The organism is Neisseria sp. HMSC068C12 (assembly GCF_001814095.1).
Lineage (GTDB): Bacteria > Pseudomonadota > Gammaproteobacteria > Burkholderiales > Neisseriaceae > Neisseria > Neisseria perflava.
This window is the reverse complement of the sequence record NZ_KV814808.1, coordinates 82,693-105,867: the sequence shown is the minus strand read 5'-3', so window position 1 is coordinate 105,867 and position 23,175 is coordinate 82,693. Positions and strand designations below refer to the sequence as shown.

Sequence of the window (23,175 nt, the reverse complement as noted above, 5' to 3'; positions counted from 1 at the left end):
AAGGCTACACGCCTGAAAAGCACAATATCACAGACGAATTTGTGATTTTTAAAAAGATAAAACACATGACAGCCATCAAACGAATGGCTACAATAAGCAGGCGGATTTGTTTCTTTTTTAACATTTTTTGGATTGGACACACAAATGGCCGAAAACTACGTTATTTGGTTTGAAAACCTGCGTATGACTGACGTTGAGCGAGTGGGCGGTAAAAATGCCTCTTTGGGCGAAATGATCAGCCAACTGACTGAAAAAGGCGTGCGCGTTCCCGGCGGTTTTGCAACCACAGCCGAAGCTTATCGTGCTTTCCTGGCTCACAATGGTCTGAGCGAGCGTATTTCCGAAGCCCTGAAACAACTGGATGTTGAAGACGTTGCTGAATTGGCACGCGTGGGTAAAGAAATCCGTCAATGGATTTTGGATACCCCGTTCCCTGAGCAACTGGATGCTGAAATCGAAACAGCTTGGAACAAAATGGTTGCCGATGCCGGCGGTGCGGACATCTCCGTTGCCGTACGTTCTTCTGCAACAGCAGAAGACTTGCCGGACGCTTCTTTCGCCGGCCAACAAGAAACCTTCCTGAATATTAATGGTTTGGATAACGTTAAAGAAGCGATGCACCATGTATTCGCTTCCCTGTACAACGACCGTGCCATTTCTTACCGTGTCCACAAAGGCTTCGAACACGACATCGTTGCCCTTTCTGCCGGCGTACAACGCATGGTGCGCTCTGACAGCGGTGCCTCCGGTGTGATGTTCACCATCGATACCGAATCCGGTTACGACCAAGTCGTTTTCGTTACCTCTTCTTACGGCCTGGGCGAAAACGTCGTACAAGGCGCGGTAAACCCTGACGAATTCTATGTATTCAAACCTACTTTGAAAGCAGGCAAACCGGCTATCCTGCGCAAAACCATGGGTTCGAAACAAATCAAAATGATTTTTACCGACAAAGCCGAAGCCGGTAAATCTGTAACCAACGTTGATGTACCTGCAGAAGACCGTCAACGCTTCTCCATTACCGACGCCGAAGTAACCGAGTTGGCTCATTACGCGCTGACCATCGAAAAACACTACGGCCGCCCAATGGACATCGAATGGGGGCGCGATGGTTTGGATGGCAAACTCTACATCCTGCAAGCACGCCCTGAAACTGTAAAATCTCAAGAAGACGGCAGCCGCAACCTGCGCCGCTTCTCTATCAACGGCGAAAAAGTTGTCTTGTGCGAAGGCCGAGCTATCGGTCAAAAAGTTGGCCAAGGTAAAGTTCGCTTGGTGAAAGATGCTTCAGAGATGGATTCCGTTGAAGCAGGCGACGTACTCGTTACCGACATGACCGACCCGGATTGGGAACCGGTAATGAAACGTGCTTCTGCCATTGTTACCAACCGTGGTGGCCGTACCTGCCACGCAGCGATTATCGCGCGTGAATTGGGTATTCCGGCTGTTGTAGGTTGTGGCGATGCTACCGACCTGCTTTCAGACGGCCAAGAAGTTACCGTATCTTGTGCCGAAGGCGATACCGGCTTCATCTACTCCGGCCTGCTGGACGTACAAGTTACCGATGTTGCTTTGGACAACATGCCTAAAGCCCCTGTCAAAGTGATGATGAACGTTGGTAACCCTGAATTGGCATTCAGCTTCGCCAACCTGCCTAGCGAAGGCATCGGCTTGGCACGTATGGAATTCATCATCAACCGTCAAATCGGTATCCATCCTAAAGCCTTGTTGGAATTTGACAAACAAGACGACGAATTGAAAGCGGAAATTACCCGCCGCATCGCTGGCTACGCTTCTCCTGTCGACTTCTATGTCGATAAAATCGCAGAAGGTGTGGCAACTTTGGCTGCTTCGGTTTATCCACGCAAAACCATCGTCCGTATGTCTGACTTCAAATCCAACGAGTACGCTAACTTGGTAGGTGGCAGCATCTACGAACCGCACGAAGAAAACCCAATGTTGGGCTTCCGTGGTGCAGCGCGTTATGTTGCTGACAGCTTCAAAGACTGCTTCGCACTCGAGTGCAAAGCCTTGAAACGCGTCCGTGACGAAATGGGTTTGACCAACGTCGAAATCATGATTCCATTCGTCCGCACTTTGGGTGAAGCCGAAGCTGTTGTCAAAGCCCTGAAAGAAAACGGTTTGGAACGCGGCAAAAACGGCCTGCGCCTGATCATGATGTGCGAGTTGCCAAGCAACGCTGTATTGGCAGAACAATTCCTGCAATACTTCGACGGTTTCTCCATCGGCTCTAACGACATGACCCAGCTGACCCTCGGCCTCGACCGTGACAGCGGTTTGGTATCTGATTCCTTCGACGAGCGCAACCCTGCCGTTAAAGTGATGTTGCACTTGGCAATCTCTGCCTGCCGCAAACAAAACAAATACGTCGGTATTTGCGGTCAAGGCCCGTCAGACCATCCGGACTTTGCCAAATGGCTGGTTCAAGAAGGTATCGAGAGCGTATCGCTCAACCCTGATACCGTGATTGAAACTTGGCTGTATCTGGCTAACGAATTGAACAAATAAGTTCGATGAGACAAAAATCCCCTGTCCGTCTATCTCGGCAGGGGATTTTTATTGCCTTATTCAATACCGTCTGAAAAAACTTTCACTTTCTTTTACCTTATCAAAAAAATCCTTTATCATCAAAATGATAAAAAAATATACCGCCATATCCACAAATTTTCAATGTTAATATGCTGCCTTTATGCAGTTTATCCCATGCCTTTTGAGTGAACCTTTTTCCACTCTTCCTATCTATCATACACAACATAACGATACATTTTGAAACAACCCATGAATACAAATTTTATTTCCACCTTTCAGACGGCCTTAAAACGTCTGGCCCTCATCAGCACCATTGCCGTCTTAGCAGCCTGCGCCGGCAACAATACCTCTTCCAACCGAGCTGTACCTGACGGCTACTACAAAGTCCGCCCCGGCGATACCCTGACCCAAATTGCCAAACGCTACGGACAAAACGTCAATACACTGGTTGCATGGAATAACCTTCCCAACGCCTCACAAATCGAAGTCGGTCAAGTATTGCGAGTCCGCCGTCATGTTGCCTCCCGCAATACTGCTACGCAGCAACGCCAAGCAACCGCCGTTACCCCAATCAACCGGTTAAGCTTGCAATGGCCGACCGATAACGCCTCATCCTCCATTATCCAACGCTACAACGGCACAAGCAGCAAAGGCATAGATATTGCAGGCACGCAAGGCCAACAAATCCGTTCTGCCGCAGCCGGTACCGTCATCTACGTTGGCGAAGAAGTACGCGGCTACGGCAAGCTGATTTTAATCAGCCACAACGACTACACCATTACCGCCTATGCCCACAACGACACGCTTTTGGTACAAAAAGATCAAAAAGTCCAAGCAGGTCAAGTTATCGCGACCATGGGCAGCAGCGATACAGACAGCGTCAAGCTTCATTTTGAAGTTCGTCTAAACGGCAAAGCAGTCGATCCCCTGCCTTATTTGACTAGAACAAATTAATGCCCCAATCAAAAGGCCGTCTGAATAGCAGTATTTCAGACGGCCTTTTGATTATCTTGCTATAACAGCTATTTCAACAAAATCTTTTCCTATTTAACTTATGTTGATTGAGTGTAAATACCGTTATACAATAACAACTCTTTTTAACATTCCATTTCAGGTACCCTACTATGTCTCCTAGCAGTATCCTTGCAACCGCATTCTTGTTTGCATCTGCATTTGCCAGCGCAGATGTCCATATTGATGAAAGCATTCCTTACCGCGATAAAGAAGAAATCGATACCCGTATTGTTTCTGAGTGTTTAGAAGTGGGCAGCATCATGTCCAAATCTTTGCAAGAAACTGCAGCCAAAAGCGATGTAACAGTTGTCCGTGACGGTAAAAAACAAGGCACATACGCAGATATCGCTATCACTTCCGCCATGAGTGCAGGCAATGCCTTTATCGGTCACGCCAAAGGGATGGCGGTTTCAGCCACTTTGTATGTTGACGGCAAACAAGTTAATAAAAAAACCTTTACCCGCAACTCTTCCGGTGGCATGTTTGGCGCTTATAAAAGCTCTTGCGCCGTCTTGAACCGCACTTCTAAAGTATTGGGTTCAGATATTGCCCAATGGGTGGTTCGCGAACAAAAAAATGCTCAAGACAAATAAAACCCCAATTTGATAAAGGCCGTCTGAAAAACCGTATTTCAGACGGCCTTTATATTTTCTATTTCTCTAAAAACAAAGAAATAAATTACCCATTAATCATTGTCAGAAATAGAGAATTTTATTTCCAATGCCCTTGATTTTAGAATATCTACCCTCAATTATTAAAACTATAAGAATTTTGTATATTAGCAGTCAAAGGAATAACATGGCAGAAAAAAACTATTATGAAATACTAGGCGTTGCCAAAGATGCGGATGAGGCCGAAATCAAAAAAGCCTACCGAAAACTGGTGCGCAAATACCACCCCGATGTCAGCAAAGAACCTGACGCAGCCGAACGTACGGTAGAAATCAACCGTGCCTACGAAACGCTTTCCGATAAAGAAAAGCGGGCCGAATACGATGAAATGTTGGCTAATCCTTACGGACGCAGCGCCGGAGGCAATCCGTTCGGTCAAGGCGGCAATCCGTTTGGCAATGGATTTAACGGTGGCGGCTTCCACTATGAACGTCATGAAGGCGAACCGTTCGGAGCGGGAGACTTCAATTTTGAAGATCTGTTTTCATCATTCCGCCAATCCCACACTCGTTCCGAGCAACCCCGCGGCCCAATAAAAGGCGAGGATCAACATGCTGAATTGAGTATTGATATTTACGCAGCGTATGTTGGCGCAGAACGTAGCATGACTTTGAATGTGCCGACTCTAGACGAATACGGACGTGCGGTTTATCAAAATAAAACCCTCAACGTCAAAATCCCCAAAGGCATTGCAGAAGGCCAACAAATCCGTTTGGCCGGTCAAGGTTTGCCGGGATATAACGGTGGAGAAAACGGTGACTTGTACTTAAAAATCAAGTTCCACGACCAACCTGATTTATACGTCAAAAACAGGAAAGACGTATATCAAACAATAGATGTCAAACCTTGGGAAGCCGTATTGGGCGGCAAAATCATCGTCCCTACCGCTTCAGGCCGCTTGCAGGTCAATCTGCCTGCCAACAGCCAAAGCGGTAAAAGCATCCGCCTCAAAGGCAAAGGTATTCCTGCAAAAGAAGCCGGAGACCTTTATCTCAATATCCGCATTAATGTTCCGCCAGTAGAGAGCGAAGCCGACCGTGCCGCATGGGAAAAATTGGCCGAACACTTTGCCGCGAAACAAGCATAAGAGAAAGGATAAATTATGATTCAGTCCTCCGATGTTACCCTTACTTTTGAAGAAATCGTTGCCGCCAGCCGCTGCCGTCGTGATTGGCTGTTGGAACTTATAGCAGAAGACATCATCAGCATAGATGGAGTGCCCGAAAAAAGCACCTTCAGTGGTTTTCATCTTGCCCGCATCCGTCGCGCACAACGCTTAAGCCGTGATTTTGAGGCCGGCATTCCTGCATTGGGGCTGATTATGCGGCTGTTGGACGAGGTGGAAGAACTCAGAAAAATACAGCGTCCGCTGGTCCTGCTCGAAGAAGAGTAAATATTGGCAAGTTGTTCGATTAAATATTGATGACAAGACAAAGTTTTTGATTTTTATTGATATTCCATAATGAAAGGCCGTCTGAAAATATTTTCAGACGGCCTTTTTATGCCTTCATTAACAACAGCGTCCGCCGTTGCCGCCGCAACGGCGTTTGCGGCAGTAGTCTTGGAATTGCAGCTCGGTCATGACCGGCGCGTTGGGATTATGTTTGCGCTGGCGGGCAACGTAGTTTTCATAATCTGGGACACCGGCCATCAAGTTCGCTGTCAACTTGATGGTTTTCCACCAAGATGCGAGCTTATGCTTCACTTTGAGTCTCCGGCTGTTTACCGTCGCGGTACACTGCTGGAATTTCTTTAGCAGTTGGCCAACCGACTTTGCGGGCTTTCATGGCAGTACGGAAACCGTACACGGCGACAATCACGACAACTGCCAAGAACAAAGCGGTCAAACCGGCATTGATTTGGTCGTTGAAGATGATTTGTGACATTTCGCCAATGTCTTTAGCAGGAGCGAGGACTTCGCCTGAAGCCAAGGCATCGCGGTATTTGCCTGCGTGAGCCAAGAAGCTGACGCGCGGGTCGCTGTGGAACAGTTTTTGCAAACCGGCATAGCAGGTTACGAACAATACGCCGACAGCAGGAACCAAAGTTACCCAAACATAGCGGTCGCGTTTCATTTTCACCAATACGACGGTACACATAATCAACGCTACGCCTGCAAGCATTTGGTTGGCGATACCAAACAACGGCCAGAGCGAGTTAATACCGCCCAGAGGGTCGGTTACGCCGGTATAGAGGAAGTAACCCCACAATGCCACAGCAAAGAATGTGGCAACCAAGTTGGCAGGGATTGAGTCGGTGTTACCGAATGGTTTGTAGAAGATACTGCCCAAGTCTTGAATCATGAAACGGGCAACGCGTGTACCGGCGTCAACTGCGGTCAGGATGAACAAGGCTTCAAACAGCAAGGCAAAGTGATACCAGAACGCCATCATGGCTTCGCCCGGAATCAGACGGCTCATGATGTGTGCCATACCGACTGCGAGGGTTGGTGCACCGCCTGCGCGGGATAGAATGGTGTTTTCGCCCACTTCTTTAGCAGTGTGCAACAGGGTTGCGGCATCAACAGAGAAATTCAGTTTAGTGGTGATGACTTCGGCAGCTGTGTTGGCATCTGTACCAATCAGCGCGGCCGGGCTGTTCATCGCAAAGTACACGCCTGGCTCAAGCGAAGCGGCGGCAGCCAGCGCCATAATAGCCACAAAGCTTTCCATAATCATGCCGCCGTAACCGATCATGCGGACGTGGGTTTCGTTTTCCACCATTTTTGGAGTGGTACCTGAAGAAATCAGCGCATGGAAGCCTGAAACTGCACCACAAGCAATGGTAATGAACAAGAATGGGAACAATGCACCAGAGAATACCGGGCCTGAACCATCGATAAAGTGGGTAACTGCAGGCATTTGCAGAGTCGGGTTAACAATAACGATACCCAAAGCCAAAGCTGCAATCGTACCGATTTTCAGGAAGGTAGACAGATAGTCGCGCGGAGTCAGCAAGAGCCAAACCGGCAATACGGAAGCCACGAAACCGTAAATCATAATCGCCCAAGTCAGCTGAATGCCGTCAAGGTCGAACCAGTGACCGAAGGAGCTGTGGGCAACATCTTCACCGTAAATCACGGCCAACATCAGCAAAATAAAGCCGACGATGGAAATCTCGCCGATTTTGCCCGGACGGATATAACGGGTGTAAATACCCATAAACAGAGCAATCGGCATAGTCGCTGCGATGGTGAACGTACCCCAAGGGCTGTGAACCAATGCTTTCACAACAATCAGCGCCAACACCGCCATAATGATGACCATAATCATCAAAATACCAATGGATGCAATCACGCCGGGAACGGTACCGAGTTCTTGTTTCACGATATCGCCCAAAGACTTACCGTCACGGCGCATAGAAACAAATAGTACCATCATATCCTGTACGGCACCGGCAAATACCACGCCGAAGATAATCCACAAAGTACCGGGCAGATAACCCATTTGCGCTGCCAATACAGGACCAACCAGAGGGCCTGCGCCGGCAATAGCGGCAAAGTGGTGGCCGAACAGTACGCCTTTATGTGTGGGAACATAGTCCAAGCCGTCATTGTGGCGTTCTGCCGGAGTCAGACGGTTAGGATCAAGCTGCATCACACGGTTGGCAATGTAAAGACTGTAGAAACGGTAGGCAATGCAGTATACCGAAATGGCGGCCGTAACCATCCAAATCGCACTGACTTGCTCGCCACGGCTGAGAGCTAAAGTAGTAAAGGAGGCCAAGCCTACCAAAACCACAATGCCCCAGATCAAAAATGATTTGAGCGATTTCATTGATTTATCCTTAAAACGTGATGCACCAAGGCTTGCTTTAGCGACAAACTGCCTTAATGCGCTTCAGAAAGACCAGTCATTATAGTCTTCATGATTTCATGAGTGAAATGTCATTTCAACCCCAATTCGACTGAAAACAAAATGATTAGTTCGTCCGTAAGGTTAACACAAACAGACAATATACCCTTCATTTTTTACTTCAAAACTAAATATTCCTTAACATATAACAAACGAAAGGCCGTCTGAAAACCCAAAAATTCAGTTTTCAGACGGCCTGACAAACAGTCAATGCTATAATCCGACATTCCCATTTCTCTATATTGCCATACCATGCAAAACAACGATTCCGAAACCATGCGCCTCTCCAAACGCATGGCGCAATTGGGCTTATGCTCGCGCCGCGAGGCAGACAGCTACATCGAGCAAGGCTGGGTCAAAGTCAACGGCCAAACCGCCGTACTCGGTCAAAAAGTCACCGAGCGCGACCGCATCGATCTCAACAAACAAGCCCATGAAAAACAAGCAGCGCGCGTAACCATCCTGCTGAATAAACCCGTCGGCTACGTCAGCGCGCAAGCAGAAAAAGGCTATAAGTCCGCCGCCGAACTCATTACCGCCGAAAACCATTGGGAAGGCGACGATAGCCGTATCCCTTTCAGCGAAAAGCACAAATTCGGCTTAGCCCCTGCCGGCCGCCTGGATATCGACTCTGTCGGATTGTTGGTACTCACTCAGGATGGCCGCATTGCCAAACAGCTGATTGGCGAAAACAGCAGTAGCGAAAAAGAATACCTTGTCCGCGTCCGTGGCAAACTGGACGACAAAGGCCTCGCCCTGCTCAACCACGGCTTGAGTTTGGACGGAGAAAAATTGCGCCCCGCCAAAGTCGAATGGCAAAACGAAGACCAGTTGCGCTTTATTTTGCGACAAGGCAAAAAACGCCAAATCCGCCGCATGTGCGAACTGGTCGGCCTGCGCGTCGTCGGTTTGAAACGCATCCGCATGGGTAAAGTCAAACTCGGCAGACTGCCGCCGGGCAAATGGCGTTATTTACGCGCTGACGAATCGTTTTAATTGCAGATAAAAAAAAGGCCGTCTGAAAACACATTTCAGACGGCCTGATCTTTTACTGCTTACTCGATATACGTAAACTTCGCACGTTTAATATTGCAGAGAATTTCGTACGGAATCATACCGGCAACTTCAGAAACTTCATTGATATTAATCACATCGCCCCAAAGCTCGACTTCCGCGCCCAAGCCCTCTTTCGATGCTTCCAGCTCAACCGTAATCATATCCATAGATACCCTGCCGATAATACGGCTGCGTTTGCCATCCACTGCCACAGGGGAATTAGTGGAAGCGCGACGCGGATAACCGTCGGCATAGCCGCAGGCAATCAAACCGACACGGATAGATTTGCTGGTGTAGAACGTTGCGCCGTAGCCAATCGGAGAATGCGGTTGCAACACGCGCTCGCCGAAAACACGGGAAGTCAGGCGCATAACAGGTTTCAAACGCTCATCCACGCCGCCGAAAGGCGAAATACCATACAAGGCCAGACCGGCACGTCCCCAATCGCGCCGCGCTTCAGGCACGTTCAAAATCGCGGCGGAATTCGCCAAGCTCTCTTCGCCTTCCAAACCCTCACACGCCAAATCAAACGCTTCAAGCTGCATTTCGGTCATGCCGTTTTCCGGTTCGTCCGCGCAGGCAAAATGGCTGAATTTCACAATGTTTTCAACCGATTCGGATTGTTTCAATGCAGTATAGGCGGCGGCATAGTTATGCGGAAAGAAACCGGCACGGTGCATACCCGAGTCCATTTTCAGCCATACGGTCGTCGGACGTTGCCACTCATGATGCACAAACGCCTCCAACTGCCATTGGCTACCGATTGCCGGCCACAAATCATAACGGTCAACATCCGCATATTCCGCAGCCTCAAACACGCCTTCCAACAAAACAATCGGATTTTTAATGCCGTTTTGACGCAATTCCACGCCTTCATCTACCGTTGCCACCGCAAAGCCGTCGGCAATATCCGCCAACGCGTGTGCACATCTGACCGCACCATGCCCGTAAGCATCGGCCTTAATCACGGCCAACAATTTATTGCCATGCAACTCTTTGAGAAAACGATAATTTTGACGTAAATTATCCAAACGGATTTGCGCATTGAGCGGACGCATAATGTATTCCTCTTATCGGCATTCCGTTTCAGACGGCCTGCCCTATTACTTTGAAGTAAATATTATAGGTCAAAAACTACACAGGATTCCATGAAATACACAAGAATAATCTATTCATATTTTAGAACTCATGCGCACCTTTAGGCATTTATGCTTCTTCTCAGCCTGTTTTAAGGTTATGATTCAATCCAAATGAAAACGACAGACATCAAGGCCATGAAAGAACTCGACAAAACCGACTTAAAAATCCTCAAGCTCCTACAACAAAATGCACGTATCCCCATGACTGAATTGGCTGAAAAAGTCGGCCTCTCCACTACGCCAGTAACCGAACGCGTCCGCCGCTTGGAACGCGACAACCTCATTACCGGCTATCACGCCCATCTGAATCCTCATGCTTTAGGCCAAAGCCTCTTGGTCTTTGTCGAGCTGAAACTGCGTTCCAAATCCGGCAATATTTTTGAAGACTTCAAACGCGAAGTGCTGAAGATTCCGCAAATTCTGGAATGCCACTTAGTATCCGGCGAATACGACTACCTTATCAAAGTCCGCCTGCCCAATATGTCCGCCTATCGCGATATGCTCGGCAATATCCTGCTGCAACTGCCGGCTGCTTCCGAAAGCCGCAGCTATGTTGTCATGGAAGAAGTCAAAGAAGAAGTAGTATTAGACATCTAATTCTATTCAACAAACAAAGGCCGTCTGAAAGATTACAACATTCAGACGGCCTTTATTTTAAATAGGCAAAAAAAAATGCACACATCCGATAGAATGTGTGCCAAGTCTACAAAGGAGAAATAGAGGAGAAACTATTAACTGACTACTCGAACCAGCTAACGAAACGAATTATGCAACAAGAGATTCAACCATGCAAGTATTTTTCTTGTAAAGTTTCTTAATTATCCAATTTACAGAACTTAAATGTAATCATGTTTCAATTCAGATAAAAAAATGCGCATACCGTTTCGATATGCGCCAAGTCTACAAAGGAGAAATAGAGGAGAAAAATCAAGCTGCATCAAGCAACTCAACGGCGCGAATTATCCTAGCCTTCTACCCTCCTGTCAACTGTTTTCCCATCTATTTTCAAGTATTTTGCTAAAAAACAACAAATCCACTATTCCCCTCTTTTTCTTGCTATTTTCGCCCATATATAAAAAGAATTTAGGGCCGTCTGAAACATATATTGCCACTAAAGATAAACGGCTCCATACTCACACATTCATAGTCCATATCAACCCAACCCACAACCATGACCACCCCACTTTCCCTTGCCGTCGTCGGCCATACTAACACAGGCAAAACCTCGCTCTTACGTACGCTTTTGCGCGACAGCACCTTCGGCGAAGTGAAAAACGCGCCCTCGACCACGCGCCATGTCGAAGAAGCCCTTATCAACGACGGCGACGACAGCTTGGTTTACCTCTACGACACACCCGGCCTCGAAGATGCCGGCGGCGTGTTGGACTGGCTGGAAACCCACACATCCGCACGCGATGACGGCATCGAGCGCATTCAGCAATTCCTCAACAACCATGAAGCGCATCACGAATTCAACCAAGAGGCCAAAGTGCTGCGCCAAGTCATACAAAGCGACATGGCTATGTATGTCATCGATGCGCGGGAGCCCGTCCTTAACAAATACAAAGACGAGCTGACCATTTTGTCTTGGTGCGCCAAGCCCATCATGCCCGTGTTCAACTTCACCCAAAATCAAGACCTGACCGTTTGGACCAATATGCTCGCCCGCAGAAACCTGCATGTTTATGCCGGTTTCGATACCGTTGCGTTTGACTTTGAAGGCGAAATCCGATTGTGGGACAACCTCGCCACCATGTTACCGAAACGCGACATCCTCGACCGCCTCATCAATATGCGCCGTCGCGAGTGGCAACGGCTGGATACGGAAGCACGCCGTGAAATTGCCGATTTTCTGCTGGATGCCGCCGCATTTACCCAAGAAATTGCCGAAAACGACGACCCTGCCCCGACTTTGGAAGTCATGCAATCGGAAATCCGCCAACTTGAGCGGCAAATGCAACAACGCCTGTTCACACTTTACCGCTTCTATCACGACGAAGTCGGCAGCGACAGCACATGGATGCCCAAAGCCTTCAAACAAGATCCGTTTGACAGCGAATTGCTCAAACATTACGGCATCCGTACCGGTACCGGCGCAACCGCAGGCGCACTCATCGGCCTAGGCTTGGACATTGCCACGCTTGGCGGTTCGCTTGGTTTGGGTACGGCCATCGGCGGCCTGTTGGGCGGCATTTTGCCCAACGCCCAAGACATCACCGACAAAATCAACGGCCGACAAACCCTGCATACCGATCCGGAAACCCTTACCCTGCTCGCCGCACGCGCGCTGGATTTGTTGCACGTCTTGCAAACGCGCGGCCATGCCGCCCAATCGCATATCGAGCTAAACGAACGCAAAGCGCCATGGAATGCGGCCAAACTGCCAAGCGAACTCAACAAAGCACGCAGCAACCGCAAATGGTCTTCGCTCAACACACACCAGCCCGAACTCAGCCGTAACGAACGCGCAGCCTATGTCGGTTCTTTAAGCGAGAAATTAAAAGTTTAAAATCACTGTTTAACAAAAAGGCCGTCTGAAACCTAAATGTTTCAGACGGCCTCTTGATTTTAGCTGACAAAACTTATTCGGCAGCTTTGGTTTCTCGTTTCAAACCGCCGCCAAGCGCTTTATACAAGTCGGCAAGGTTTTCCAGACGGGTCAGCTGATTGGCTAAAAGAGCAGTTTCTGCGCCGTAACTGCTGCGTTCGGCATCCAACAAATCCAATGCGCTGGATACGCCATGTTTGTAGCGCAGGCTGATGAGGCGCAGGCTGTCGTTGTAGGCACGGCTTTGTTTGCTCAAAGCGGCATAGCTTTTATCCAGCTGTTCGCGTGCAACCAACGCATTGGAAACATCTTTGAATGCGGATTGAACAGCGGCTTCATAAGCAACGATTTGTGCCTGTTGGCGCAGTTTGGCTACGTCAAGATTGGCTTTGTTTGTGCCCCAGTCAAAGATAGGCAGAGTAATTGACGGTGCAAAAGCCCAAATACCCGTACCGCTCTTAAACAGACCGCTCAGCTCGCCGGAAGCTGTACCGACAGAACCGGTCAGGCTGATACGTGGGAAAAACGCCGCACGTGCCGCGCCGATATTGGCATTGGCTTGTTTGAGCGCGTGTTCGGCCGCACGGATATCCGGACGGTTGAGCAACACGTCCGAACTCAAACCGGCAGGCAGTTTGGTCAATTTGAACTGTTTGCTCAAAGGCAAACCGGCAGGCAAATCTTCAGGCAAAGGCTGATTAATCAGCATGGCCAAGGAATTGCGCGCTTGCTCGCGGTTTTTCACCGCGGATGCATAATCGGCTTTGGCCGATTCAATCAACGCTTCTTGTTGGCGCAAATCAACGGCGGAAATCACGCCGGCTTTATGGCGCAATTGCGAGAGCTTGTACGTCGCCTCACGGGTTTGCAACACGCGTTGTGCCAATGCCATGGTTTCTTCCGCGTAGCGTTCGTTAAAGTAGGCTTTGGCCACGGTAGAAATCAAGGTCAGATGCGCTGCATCACGGTTGGCAGCCACATTAAAATAACCTTGCAACGCGGCTTCGCTGGTGCTGCGGACTCGGCCGAAAAGGTCGAGTTCATAAGAGGCCGCGCCCAAACCCACGCTGTATTGGCTGCTGACGCTTCCGCCGCTCAAGCTGCCTTGACGCGAACCTGTACCGCTGGCATTGACGGTTGGCAACAAATTATTACGCGCAATCATATATTGCTTGCGGTAGATTTCCGCATTCAGCGCGGCCGTACGCAAATCGGTATTGCGTTCCAATGCGATGTCGATCAGGCGGTGAAGGCGCGGATCGGCAAAGTAATCTTGCCAACCCAATTCAGCGGCACGGATACCGTCGTCAACAGTGTCGTATTTAAACGTATCGGCAACGGCAACTTGAGGCTGCTCATATTTCGGCATCATGGTACAGGCCGACAAAGCCGCGGCGGCGGCAACGGCGGTCAGTACAGGTTTGAATGTAATCTTCTTCATTTTAGAATCCTTTAGCATTTTGAGGCCGTCTGAAAATTTTTCAGACGGCCTTTGCTTTAGTGCTTGTCTGAATCGTGTTTACCGTCTTCAATCATGCCGGCTTCAGCGGCGTGTTTGGCGGCCATCTCATGCTCGTGTGCGGTTTCTTTAAAGAATTTGCGCACAACCACATAGAACAAAGGCACAAGGAACACAGACAGAATCGTACCGATCAACATACCCCAGACCACGGTCGTACCAATCGCACGTTGGCTGGCGGAGCTGGCACCGCTGGCAACATAAAGCGGTACCACGCCCAAGATGAAGGCAAACGAAGTCATGATAATCGGACGGAAACGCAAGTGTGCGGCGGCAAGCGCAGCTTCAAGCGCGCTCTTGCCTTGCGCTTGCAGGTCTTTGGCAAACTCGATAATCAAAATCGCGTTTTTCGCACTCAAACCCATCACCGTAACGAAACCGACTTGGAAGTAGATATCGTTGGCGTATGCCGGAATACTGCCCAGCAGCGCTTCAAACATGTTGCGGCCGGTCACGCCCAATGCCGCGCCAATCAAGCCCAACGGAATCACAAGGATAACCGCCAACGGGATAGACCAGCTTTCGTACAAAGCAGCCAATACCAAGAATACAGCGGCAGCGGCCAATGCATACAACACGACAGTTTGCGAGCTGCCTTTGGCCTCTTCACGAGACTGGCCGCCCCATTCCAGGCTGTAACCGCCACCCATGTCATCAACCATTTGCTGTACCGCAGCCATGGCTTGACCGGAAGACACGCCATTAACAGGCGAGCCGGAAAGCTCCATTGCCGGATAACCATTGAAGCGGACGCTTTGTTCCATACCGTTTTCCCAAGAAACAGTAGCAATGGTAGAAAGCGGTACGGCAACGCCGGATTTATTCGGTACAGTCAGGTTCAGAATATCGGCAGGCTGCATACGGGCACTCGCATCAGCTTGTACCATCACGCGTTGCAGACGGCCTTGATTCGGGAAGTCGTTTACATAAGACGAACCCAAAGCAGAAGCCAAAGCAGTACGGATGTCAGAGAACGAAATACCTTGTGCTGCTGCGGCAGAGCGGTCGATGTCGATTTTCAACTGCGGCGCATCTTCCAAACCGCTCGCACGAACGGTACTTGGGTTAAACAAACCGCTTTTGCGCATTTTGTCAATCAACTCATTGCGCTTGGCCAATAATGCGGCATGGCCGCTGTTGTTACGGTCTTGCAGGTAAATCGTCAAGCCGGAGCCTGTACCCAATTCCATAATGGTAGGAGGCACAATCGCCAAACCGAAACCGTCTTTCAGCGTAGCCATCATCATGCCGGTCAACTTACCGGAAATAGAAGTCGCATCGCTGCCCGGAGCAGTACGTTCGCTCCAGTCTTTCAGAATGACAAAGCCCAAAGCCATGTTTTGGCCGGAACCGCTAAAACTAAAGCCGGAAACGGTAACAATGTTCTCGATCTCAGGTACAGATTTCGCCAGTTGAGTGATTTGAGCCAAAGTTGCATCGGTACGCTCTTTGGTCGCGCCGGCAGGCAGCTGTACGCTCAACATCAAGTTACCTTGGTCTTCAGTCGGCAAGAAGGAAGTCGGCAGACGCATAAACAGGAATACGCCCACAACAGTCAAACCGATATAGACAACCATCATGCGCAAAGTCTTGCGCAAGACTTTGGCTACCCAGCCTTCGTAGCCGTGTGTCCAGTTGTCGAATTTCTTGTTAAACCAACCGAAGAAACCTTTTTTCTCTTCGTGATGACCATTCTGAATCGGCTTGAGCATGGTGGCACACAATGCCGGAGTCAGCGTCAAAGCAAGGAATGCGGAGAAGCCGATCGATGCCACCATGGTCAGGGCAAACTGTTTGTAAATGTTACCGGTTGCACCGCTAAACATTGCCAGCGGCACAAATACGGACATCAACACGGCAGTAATACCGATCACCGCGCCGGAAATCTGACTCATCGCTTTTTTGGTTGCAGCCTTAGGCGGCAGACCTTCGCTCGCCATAATACGCTCAACGTTTTCAACGACCACAATCGCGTCATCGACCACAATACCGATCACCAATACCATCGCAAACATGGTCAATACGTTAATCGACATACCCATGTATGAGATAAAGGCAAAACCGCCCAACAGGGAAATCGGTACAATAATGGTCGGAATCAGCGTATAGCGGATGTTTTGCAGGAAGAGATACATCACCAAGAATACCAAAACAATGGCTTCCAAAAGCGTATGGATCACTTTCTCAATCGAAATTTCCACAAATTTGGAAGTATCGTAAGGAACTTTCCAGCTCATACCGTCTGGGAAATACTTCTGCAAAACCGCCATTTTTTCTTTCACAGCAGTCGCTGTTGCCAAAGCGTTACCGCTGTTAGACAGCATCACTGCCATACCGGTGGTATTCACGCCGTTCAAGCGGGTGGAAGAAGAATAGTCCTGCATACCCAAGCTGACTTTGGCAACGTCTTTCAGATAGACATTCGAGCCGTCGGTATTGGATACCAAAATGATGTTGCCGAACTCTTCAGCAGTGCTCAGCTGACCTTGCGCTGTAACGGTTGCCGAAATAGTCTGTCCCGGCACAGCAGGCAGAGAGCCGATAGAGCCTGCAGAAATTTGGATATTTTGAGTAGCCAGTGCGTTGGTTACCGTTGCAAAAGACAAGTTGTAGTTTTGCAGTTTTTTCGGGTCAACCCAAATACGCATGGCGCGTTGCGCACCAAACAATTGTACCTGCCCTACCCCGTCGATACGCTGCAGTTCAGGAATGATATTGCGCTGGGCGTAATCGTTCATTTCCTCAATGGATTGCTTTTCAGAAGCAAGCATGACCACTTGCAAGAAGTTGGAACGCGCTTTAGATACGGTTACACCATATTGCTGTACGGTAGAGGGCAATGTGGACAACACTTCCGACAATTTGTTCTGCACGTCTACCTGCGCCAAATCTTCATTGGTTTCCGGTGTAAACGTCAGACTGACGCTGCCGCTGCCGCTGGAATTAGCAGAAGTCGTCATATAGTCCAAACCTTCCACACCGTACATATTACGTTCGATAACGGCCAGTACGCTGTCTTCCATTACCTGAGCAGAAGCGCCCGGATAAGTAGCGCGCAAAGTAATGGTCGGTGCAGCAACGGACGGATATTGGGAAATCGGCAGTTTTTGAATGCCGAAAATACCCGCTGCGATGATAAAAATCGCAATAACCCATGCAAAAATGGGGCGGTCAATAAAAAACTTAGACATTCATGCGTTCCTTATTTGGCTTCAGATGCAGCTTTAGCTTCAGGCTTGGCCTCGGATGCAGCTTGGCCGTCTGAAACTGCCGTTGTTGCTGCCGCAGCGCTTGCAGGCGGCGTCCATTCTTTCGGCGTTACCTGTTTAGCACCCGACATAGCGGCAATGCTGATGCCTTCAACAATCACTTTGTCGCCGTCTTTCAGGCCGTCTGTAATCACCCAATTGCTACCTTGCTGTTGGGCAACGGTCACGACACGCGCTTCCATTTCGCTCTTGTCATTCACCACCATCACCGTATCTTGCGAACCGCGGGTAACTGCTTGCTGCGGCACTACAAATGCATTATCCACTGCCACTTGTTCCATCAACACGCGCACATACAAGCCCGGCATCAAGATATTTCTGTCGTTAGGAATGGCGGCGCGCAAGGTAATTTGACCGGTCGTTTCGTTGACAGTCGGATCTGCAAACAGCAGACGGCCTTTTTCAGGGTAAACCGTACCGTCGTCAAATTTGATATCCACTGCAATCGCGCCGTTTGCCGCCAACAATTTGCCTTCGGCAACCTGTTGACGCAGTTTCATGACCTCACTCGCAGACTGGGTAACGTTGACATACATCGGATTGGTTTGTTGGATGGTGGCCAAAACAGTGGTATCGCCGGAATTCAGCAGCGTACCTTCAGAAACTTTAGATTGACCGATAAAGCCGGAAATCGGCGCAGTAATGCGGGAGCGGTTCAGGCTGATACCGGCAGATTTGATGGCTGCTTGTGCAGATTTGACGCCTGCCTCTGCTGAACGCTTGGCCGTTACGGCCGCATCATATTCTTGTTGGCTGATGGCATCGGCGGCAACCAGCGGTTTGTAACGGGCCAGGTCGGCGTTCGCTTTGGCCAAAGTCGCTTGCGCACTTGCCAACTGGGCGCGTGCGCTTTCTAAGTTTGCTTCATAAGTCGAGCTGTCGATTTGGTACAAAGGCTGACCGGCTTTAACATAGCTGCCCTCTTGGAACAGGCGTTTTTGCAGAATACCGCCGACTTGGGCGCGAACTTCGGCAGTACGCAATGATTCCAGACGGCCCGGCAACTCGGTTGTCAATGCAACGGTTTCCGGATGCACAGTAACCACACGGACTTCAGGTGCAGGTTGTTTTTGCTGTTGCTGACTGCCTTGCGCCTGTTGGCCGGCTGCTTTTTCATCGCCTTTGCCGCAAGCGGAAAGCGCCAACGCAGTAGCTGCTGCAATTGCCGCGACACGCATCATTTTAGAAGCATAAAGAGCCATAATTTTCCTATCTCTATGATAAATAAGGGTTTGACTAATTAAAAATTGATTACTTTAATCTCATATTTCGCAAACAGAAATTGCCTGCTTTTATGAAAAACAGGCTGATTATATAGTGTTGAGAAACACTATCAAGTATTGAATTAAATTATACATACATTCTTGCATGTTCAGAAGTAATTTTTTATAATCCGAACCATAAATTTACATTCCCCACAAAACAACTATGAGAAGAACCAAAACCGAAGCCTTAAAAACCAAAGAATATCTCATACTTGCCGCATTGGATACGTTTTATCAGAAAGGCATTGCCCGCACCTCGCTTAACGAAATCGCCCAAGCCGCAGGCGTAACGCGCGGCGCGCTGTATTGGCATTTCAAAAACAAAGAAGATTTGTTTGACGCCTTGTTCCAACGGATTTGCGGCGACATCGAAAGCTGCATAAAAGAAGACTCGAACAACAATAACGAACAGGCTTGGTCAAGCTTCCGACTGACTCTGACCCGTTTTTTCGAGCGCCTGCAACACAACGAGCTTCACTATAAATTCCACAGCATTTTGTTTTTAAAATGCGAACACACCGAGCAAAACGAGGCGGTCATTGCCATCGCTAAAAAACACCAATCATTATGGCGTGGAAAAATCGTTGCCGTCCTGACTGATGCAGTACAACAAAAAGCGTTGGCGGATAATTTGGATATCGATATGGCAGTCATCTTCATCAAGTCTTCATTAGACGGCTTGATTTGGCGCTGGCTTTCTTCAGGTCAAGGCTTCGATTTAGCGCAAACTGCCCCACGCATGATTGAAATCATCATTGATACATTGGAAAACCATCCGCAATTAAGAAAACAATCATAAACATCAAAAATAAAAGGCCGTCTGAAACATTAAAAGTTTCAGACGGCCTTTTGGTTCAAACCTAATTAACGTGTTACCGGTTTATAACGGATACGTTTCGGTTTCGCGCCTTCTTCACCCAAACGGCGTTTCTTGTCGGCTTCGTATTCTTGATAGTTGCCGTCAAAGAACACCCATTTAGAGTCGCCTTCACAAGCCAAAATATGCGTAGCGATACGGTCGAGGAACCAGCGGTCGTGCGAAATCACCATCACGCTGCCGGCAAATTCCAGCAATGCATCTTCCAGCGCGCGCAGGGTTTCCACGTCGAGGTCGTTAGACGGTTCGTCCAGCAGTAAGACATTACCGCCGCTCAACAAAGTTTTTGCCAAGTGCAGACGGCCGCGTTCGCCGCCGGAAAGTTGCCCCGCAATTTTGCTTTGGTCGCTGCCTTTGAAGTTAAAGCGTCCCAAATATTGGCGGGCGGGAATTTCAAACTGACCAACCTGCAAAATATCGCGGCCTTCGGCGATGTTGTCGAACACGGTTTTATCGTTTTGCAAACCTTCGCGGCTTTGGTCGATCAAGCTCATTTTCACGGTTTGACCGATTTTCACTTCGCCGGAATCAGGCTGCTCTTTGCCTGAAATCATTTTAAACAGCGTAGATTTACCCGCGCCGTTCGGACCGATGATGCCGACAATCGCGCCCGCAGGTACTTTAAAGCTCAAATCGTCAATCAGCACTTTATCGCCGAACGATTTGGAAACGTTCACAAATTCAATTACTTCGTTACCCAAACGTTCGGCAACAGGGATAAAGATTTCCTGAGTTTCGTTGCGTTTTTGGTATTCGTAGTTGCTCATTTCTTCAAAACGCGCCAGACGCGCTTTGGACTTGGCTTGGCGGCCTTTGGCATTTTGGCGTACCCATTCCAATTCCTGCTTCATCGCTTTCACGCGCGCAGCTTCGGATTTCGCCTCGTTTTCCAAACGTTTTTCTTTCTGCTCCAGCCAAGACGAGTAATTGCCTTTCCACGGAATGCCGTGTCCGCGGTCGAGTTCCAAAATCCATTCGGCGGCGTTGTCGAGGAAGTAGCGGTCGTGCGTTACCGCAACGACTGTACCGGGGAAGCGGACCAAGAATTGCTCCAGCCATTCGACAGATTCCGCGTCCAAGTGGTTGGTTGGCTCGTCCAGCAAAAGCATATCGGGCTTGCTCAACAAGAGTTTGCACAAAGCCACACGGCGTTTTTCACCGCCGGATAAATTGCCGATTTTGGCATCCTAATCAGGCAGGCGCAGCGCGTCGGCAGCAATTTCCAATTCATGCTCTGCACCGCCGCCGGTAGATGAACCCGCCGCAATAATCGCTTCCAAACGGCCTTGTTCTTCCGCCAACGCGTCAAAATCCGCATCAGGATTGGCATACTCGGCATATACTTCTTCCAAACGTTTTTGTGCGGCAGCCACTTCGCCCAAACCGCTTTCCACTTCCTCGCGCACAGTTTTCTCAGGATCAAGCTCAGGCTCTTGCGGCAAATAGCCGATTTTAATGCCGCCCATCGGCACGGCTTCGCCCTCAAATTCTTTATCCACGCCCGCCATAATCCGCAGTACAGTAGATTTACCCGCACCGTTCAAACCGAGCAAACCGATTTTTGCACCGGGGAAAAATGAAAGGGAAATGTCTTTAATAATGGTTTTTTGCGGCGGCACAACCTTGCTCACGCGCAGCATAGAATAGACGTATTGTTGGGACATAGTTTTCTCGTTTTCATCAAACAAATTTCAGACGGCCCATTTTAACCTATTGCCCCAATACTTGCTTGTTCAAATGCCGTCTGAAAATAGAAATAAGCATCAAAATATACACCGAGCCGAACCGATACCCTCATTGCCCGACGGTATCAATGCCAAACCGCAAAAAATTTGATTTAAGCCAGTTTATCCTTGAACTGGCATTGCCAATATCCGGCGCGCTTCATAAAATGCACCTATATCCTTGAAAGTACGCACACAAACAATAACGACAGAGAACGCCACACCAAGGAACCTTTCAGATTTCTCAATAAAAATACTTTTAAAAAAAGGATTTACCTCATGTCGGAAAATACGCAAAAAACAGCAAAACAAGGTTTGCCGTCACTGGCAAAAAGTACGATTTGGATGCTGAGCTTCGGCTATCTCGGCGTTCAGACGGCCTTTACCCTGCAAAGCTCACAAATGAGCCGAATTTTTCAAACTTTAGGCGCCGACCCGCATAATTTGGGCTGGTTTTTCATTCTGCCGCCGCTAGCCGGTATGTTGGTTCAGCCGATTGTGGGCTACTACTCAGACCGCACTTGGATGCCGCGCCTGGGCGGTCGTCGTCTGCCCTATCTGCTTTATGGCACGCTGATTGCAGTTATCGTCATGATTCTGATGCCGAACTCGGGCAGCTTCGGTTTTGGCTACGCTTCTTTGGCGGCTTTGTCGTTTGGCGCGCTGATGATTGCGCTGTTGGACGTATCCTCCAATATGGCAATGCAGCCGTTTAAAATGATGGTCGGCGACATGGTCAACGAGGAGCAGAAAAGCTACGCCTACGGGATTCAAAGTTTCTTAGCGAATACGGGCGCGGTTGTGGCGGCGATTCTGCCGTTTGTGTTTGCGTATATCGGTTTGGCGAACACGGCCGAAAAAGGCGTCGTACCGCAAACCGTGGTCGTAGCATTCTATGTGGGCGCAGCGTTGCTGATTATTACCAGTGCGTTCACCATCTTCAAAGTCAAAGAATACGATCCGGAAACCTACGCCCGCTATCACGGCATCGATGTCGCCGCGAATCAGGAAAAAGCCAACTGGTTCGAACTTTTGAAAACCGCGCCTAAAGCGTTTTGGACGGTGACTTTGGTGCAATTCTTCTGCTGGTTCGCCTTCCAATATATGTGGACTTACTCGGCAGGCGCGATTGCAGAAAACGTTTGGCAGACAACCGATGCCTCTTCCGTAGGCTACCAAGAAGCAGGCAACTGGTACGGCGTTTTGGCGGCGGTGCAATCCATTGCTGCCGTCATATGTTCGTTTATTCTGGCAAAAGTACCGAATAAATACCATAAAGCCGGTTATTTCGGTTGTCTGGCTCTGGGCGCGCTCGGTTTCTTCTCTATTTTCTTTATCCACAATCAATACGCATTAATCCTGTCTTATACCTTAATCGGCATCGCGTGGGCAGGTATCATTACCTATCCTTTGACGATTGTAACCAATGCCCTCTCCGGCAAACACATGGGTACTTATTTGGGTCTGTTTAATGGCTCTATCTGTATGCCTCAAATCGTCGCCTCCCTGCTGAGCTTTATCCTCTTCCCTATGCTGGGCAGCCATCAGGCAACCATGTTCTTGGTTGCAGGCGCAGTCTTGCTGCTGGGAGCCTTCTCTGTATGTCTGATTAAAGAGACCCACGGCGAATAATCCATCCATACCATCGGCAAAGGCCGTCTGAAACCTTTGCCGAACTTACGATTTTAA

16 protein-coding genes and 1 pseudogene are annotated in these 23,175 nt (G+C 49.1%); 10 read left to right on the top strand and 7 right to left on the bottom strand.

The window, feature by feature from the left end:
* Positions 1-144: 144 nt before the first annotated feature.
* The 5 genes from ppsA (at position 145) to HMPREF2952_RS04310 (ending at position 5,628) form a co-directional block, all read left to right on the top strand.
* Positions 145-2,529, top strand: a complete 2,385-nt coding sequence (ppsA, locus tag HMPREF2952_RS04330) for a phosphoenolpyruvate synthase (protein ID WP_004520518.1) — start codon at positions 145-147, stop codon at positions 2,527-2,529.
* Between the two features lie 270 nt (positions 2,530-2,799).
* Positions 2,800-3,504, top strand: coding sequence for a peptidoglycan DD-metalloendopeptidase family protein (locus HMPREF2952_RS04325; RefSeq protein WP_049332073.1), 705 nt, complete (start codon positions 2,800-2,802; stop codon positions 3,502-3,504).
* Between the two features lie 170 nt (positions 3,505-3,674).
* Positions 3,675-4,157, top strand: coding sequence for a hypothetical protein (locus HMPREF2952_RS04320; protein ID WP_049336190.1), 483 nt, complete (start codon positions 3,675-3,677; stop codon positions 4,155-4,157).
* Between the two features lie 205 nt (positions 4,158-4,362).
* A complete protein-coding gene (locus HMPREF2952_RS04315; protein ID WP_063068882.1) occupies positions 4,363-5,322 on the top strand; it encodes a DnaJ C-terminal domain-containing protein in 960 nt (319 codons plus the stop codon).
* A gap of 15 nt (positions 5,323-5,337) precedes the next feature.
* A complete protein-coding gene (locus HMPREF2952_RS04310) occupies positions 5,338-5,628 on the top strand; it encodes a chaperone modulator CbpM (RefSeq protein ID WP_049336193.1) in 291 nt (96 codons plus the stop codon).
* 117 nt (positions 5,629-5,745) lie between these two features.
* Here HMPREF2952_RS04310 and HMPREF2952_RS04305 read toward each other — a convergent pair whose 3' ends face one another.
* A complete protein-coding gene (locus HMPREF2952_RS04305; protein ID WP_003747442.1) occupies positions 5,746-5,940 on the bottom strand; it encodes a YbdD/YjiX family protein in 195 nt (64 codons plus the stop codon).
* Positions 5,930-8,011, bottom strand: coding sequence for a carbon starvation CstA family protein (locus tag HMPREF2952_RS04300; protein ID WP_049336196.1), 2,082 nt, complete (start codon positions 8,009-8,011; stop codon positions 5,930-5,932). The genes HMPREF2952_RS04305 and HMPREF2952_RS04300 overlap by 11 nt, the downstream gene beginning before the upstream one ends.
* A 330-nt stretch (positions 8,012-8,341) precedes the next feature.
* Between HMPREF2952_RS04300 and HMPREF2952_RS04295 the strand changes: the two genes are divergently transcribed.
* A complete protein-coding gene (locus HMPREF2952_RS04295) occupies positions 8,342-9,085 on the top strand; it encodes a pseudouridine synthase (protein WP_004520512.1) in 744 nt (247 codons plus the stop codon).
* A gap of 59 nt (positions 9,086-9,144) precedes the next feature.
* Here the strand turns inward: HMPREF2952_RS04295 and alr are convergent, their stop codons facing one another.
* Entirely contained in the window at positions 9,145-10,203 is a 1,059-nt protein-coding gene (gene alr / locus HMPREF2952_RS04290; protein ID WP_049336198.1) for an alanine racemase, read from the bottom strand.
* 216 nt (positions 10,204-10,419) lie between these two features.
* On the opposite strand from alr, the gene HMPREF2952_RS04285 reads away from it, so the two are divergent.
* Both HMPREF2952_RS04285 and HMPREF2952_RS04280 read left to right on the top strand, forming a co-directional pair.
* Entirely contained in the window at positions 10,420-10,881 is a 462-nt protein-coding gene (locus HMPREF2952_RS04285) for a winged helix-turn-helix transcriptional regulator (protein ID WP_079453694.1), read from the top strand.
* 574 nt (positions 10,882-11,455) lie between these two features.
* Positions 11,456-12,793 (top strand): GTPase/DUF3482 domain-containing protein, encoded by a 1,338-nt coding sequence (locus tag HMPREF2952_RS04280; protein ID WP_070695322.1) that lies wholly within the window; start codon positions 11,456-11,458, stop codon positions 12,791-12,793.
* Between the two features lie 73 nt (positions 12,794-12,866).
* Here the strand turns inward: HMPREF2952_RS04280 and HMPREF2952_RS04275 are convergent, their stop codons facing one another.
* The 3 genes from HMPREF2952_RS04275 to HMPREF2952_RS04265 are packed head-to-tail and all read right to left on the bottom strand — an operon-like array spanning position 12,867 to position 18,822.
* The gene (locus HMPREF2952_RS04275; protein WP_141754810.1) at positions 12,867-14,273 is read right to left on the bottom strand and encodes an efflux transporter outer membrane subunit; all 1,407 of its coding nucleotides are present in this window, start codon (positions 14,271-14,273) and stop codon (positions 12,867-12,869) included.
* A 56-nt stretch (positions 14,274-14,329) separates the two neighbouring features.
* Positions 14,330-17,542: an efflux RND transporter permease subunit gene (locus HMPREF2952_RS04270; RefSeq protein ID WP_070695320.1), complete on the bottom strand. Its 3,213-nt coding sequence runs from the start codon at positions 17,540-17,542 to the stop codon at positions 14,330-14,332.
* An 11-nt stretch (positions 17,543-17,553) separates the two neighbouring features.
* Positions 17,554-18,822: an efflux RND transporter periplasmic adaptor subunit gene (locus HMPREF2952_RS04265; protein WP_070695319.1), complete on the bottom strand. Its 1,269-nt coding sequence runs from the start codon at positions 18,820-18,822 to the stop codon at positions 17,554-17,556.
* A gap of 226 nt (positions 18,823-19,048) precedes the next feature.
* Between HMPREF2952_RS04265 and HMPREF2952_RS04260 the strand changes: the two genes are divergently transcribed.
* On the top strand, positions 19,049-19,684 hold the full coding sequence (locus HMPREF2952_RS04260; RefSeq protein ID WP_070695318.1) for a multidrug efflux system transcriptional repressor MtrR: 636 nt from the start codon (positions 19,049-19,051) through the stop codon (positions 19,682-19,684).
* A 65-nt stretch (positions 19,685-19,749) separates the two neighbouring features.
* Here the strand turns inward: HMPREF2952_RS04260 and ettA are convergent.
* Positions 19,750-21,426, bottom strand: a pseudogene (gene ettA / locus HMPREF2952_RS04255) (energy-dependent translational throttle protein EttA).
* Between the two features lie 339 nt (positions 21,427-21,765).
* On the opposite strand from ettA, the gene HMPREF2952_RS04250 reads away from it, so the two are divergent.
* Positions 21,766-23,118 carry an SLC45 family MFS transporter gene (locus tag HMPREF2952_RS04250; RefSeq protein ID WP_049336211.1) on the top strand — a complete coding sequence of 451 codons (1,353 nt, stop codon included), beginning with the start codon at positions 21,766-21,768 and terminating at the stop codon, positions 23,116-23,118.
* Positions 23,119-23,175: the final 57 nt, after the last annotated feature.

Coding starts and splice junctions, on each gene's coding strand:
- ppsA (WP_004520518.1), top strand. CDS start 145: ATGGCCGAAAACTACGTTATTTGGTTTGAAAACCTGCGTATGACTGAC.
- HMPREF2952_RS04325 (WP_049332073.1), top strand. CDS start 2,800: ATGAATACAAATTTTATTTCCACCTTTCAGACGGCCTTAAAACGTCTG.
- HMPREF2952_RS04320 (WP_049336190.1), top strand. CDS start 3,675: ATGTCTCCTAGCAGTATCCTTGCAACCGCATTCTTGTTTGCATCTGCA.
- HMPREF2952_RS04315 (WP_063068882.1), top strand. CDS start 4,363: ATGGCAGAAAAAAACTATTATGAAATACTAGGCGTTGCCAAAGATGCG.
- HMPREF2952_RS04310 (WP_049336193.1), top strand. CDS start 5,338: ATGATTCAGTCCTCCGATGTTACCCTTACTTTTGAAGAAATCGTTGCC.
- HMPREF2952_RS04300 (WP_049336196.1), bottom strand. CDS start 8,011: ATGAAATCGCTCAAATCATTTTTGATCTGGGGCATTGTGGTTTTGGTA.
- HMPREF2952_RS04295 (WP_004520512.1), top strand. CDS start 8,342: ATGCAAAACAACGATTCCGAAACCATGCGCCTCTCCAAACGCATGGCG.
- alr (WP_049336198.1), bottom strand. CDS start 10,203: ATGCGTCCGCTCAATGCGCAAATCCGTTTGGATAATTTACGTCAAAAT.
- HMPREF2952_RS04285 (WP_079453694.1), top strand. CDS start 10,420: ATGAAAGAACTCGACAAAACCGACTTAAAAATCCTCAAGCTCCTACAA.
- HMPREF2952_RS04280 (WP_070695322.1), top strand. CDS start 11,456: ATGACCACCCCACTTTCCCTTGCCGTCGTCGGCCATACTAACACAGGC.
- HMPREF2952_RS04275 (WP_141754810.1), bottom strand. CDS start 14,273: ATGAAGAAGATTACATTCAAACCTGTACTGACCGCCGTTGCCGCCGCC.
- HMPREF2952_RS04270 (WP_070695320.1), bottom strand. CDS start 17,542: ATGTCTAAGTTTTTTATTGACCGCCCCATTTTTGCATGGGTTATTGCG.
- HMPREF2952_RS04265 (WP_070695319.1), bottom strand. CDS start 18,822: ATGGCTCTTTATGCTTCTAAAATGATGCGTGTCGCGGCAATTGCAGCA.
- HMPREF2952_RS04260 (WP_070695318.1), top strand. CDS start 19,049: ATGAGAAGAACCAAAACCGAAGCCTTAAAAACCAAAGAATATCTCATA.
- HMPREF2952_RS04250 (WP_049336211.1), top strand. CDS start 21,766: ATGTCGGAAAATACGCAAAAAACAGCAAAACAAGGTTTGCCGTCACTG.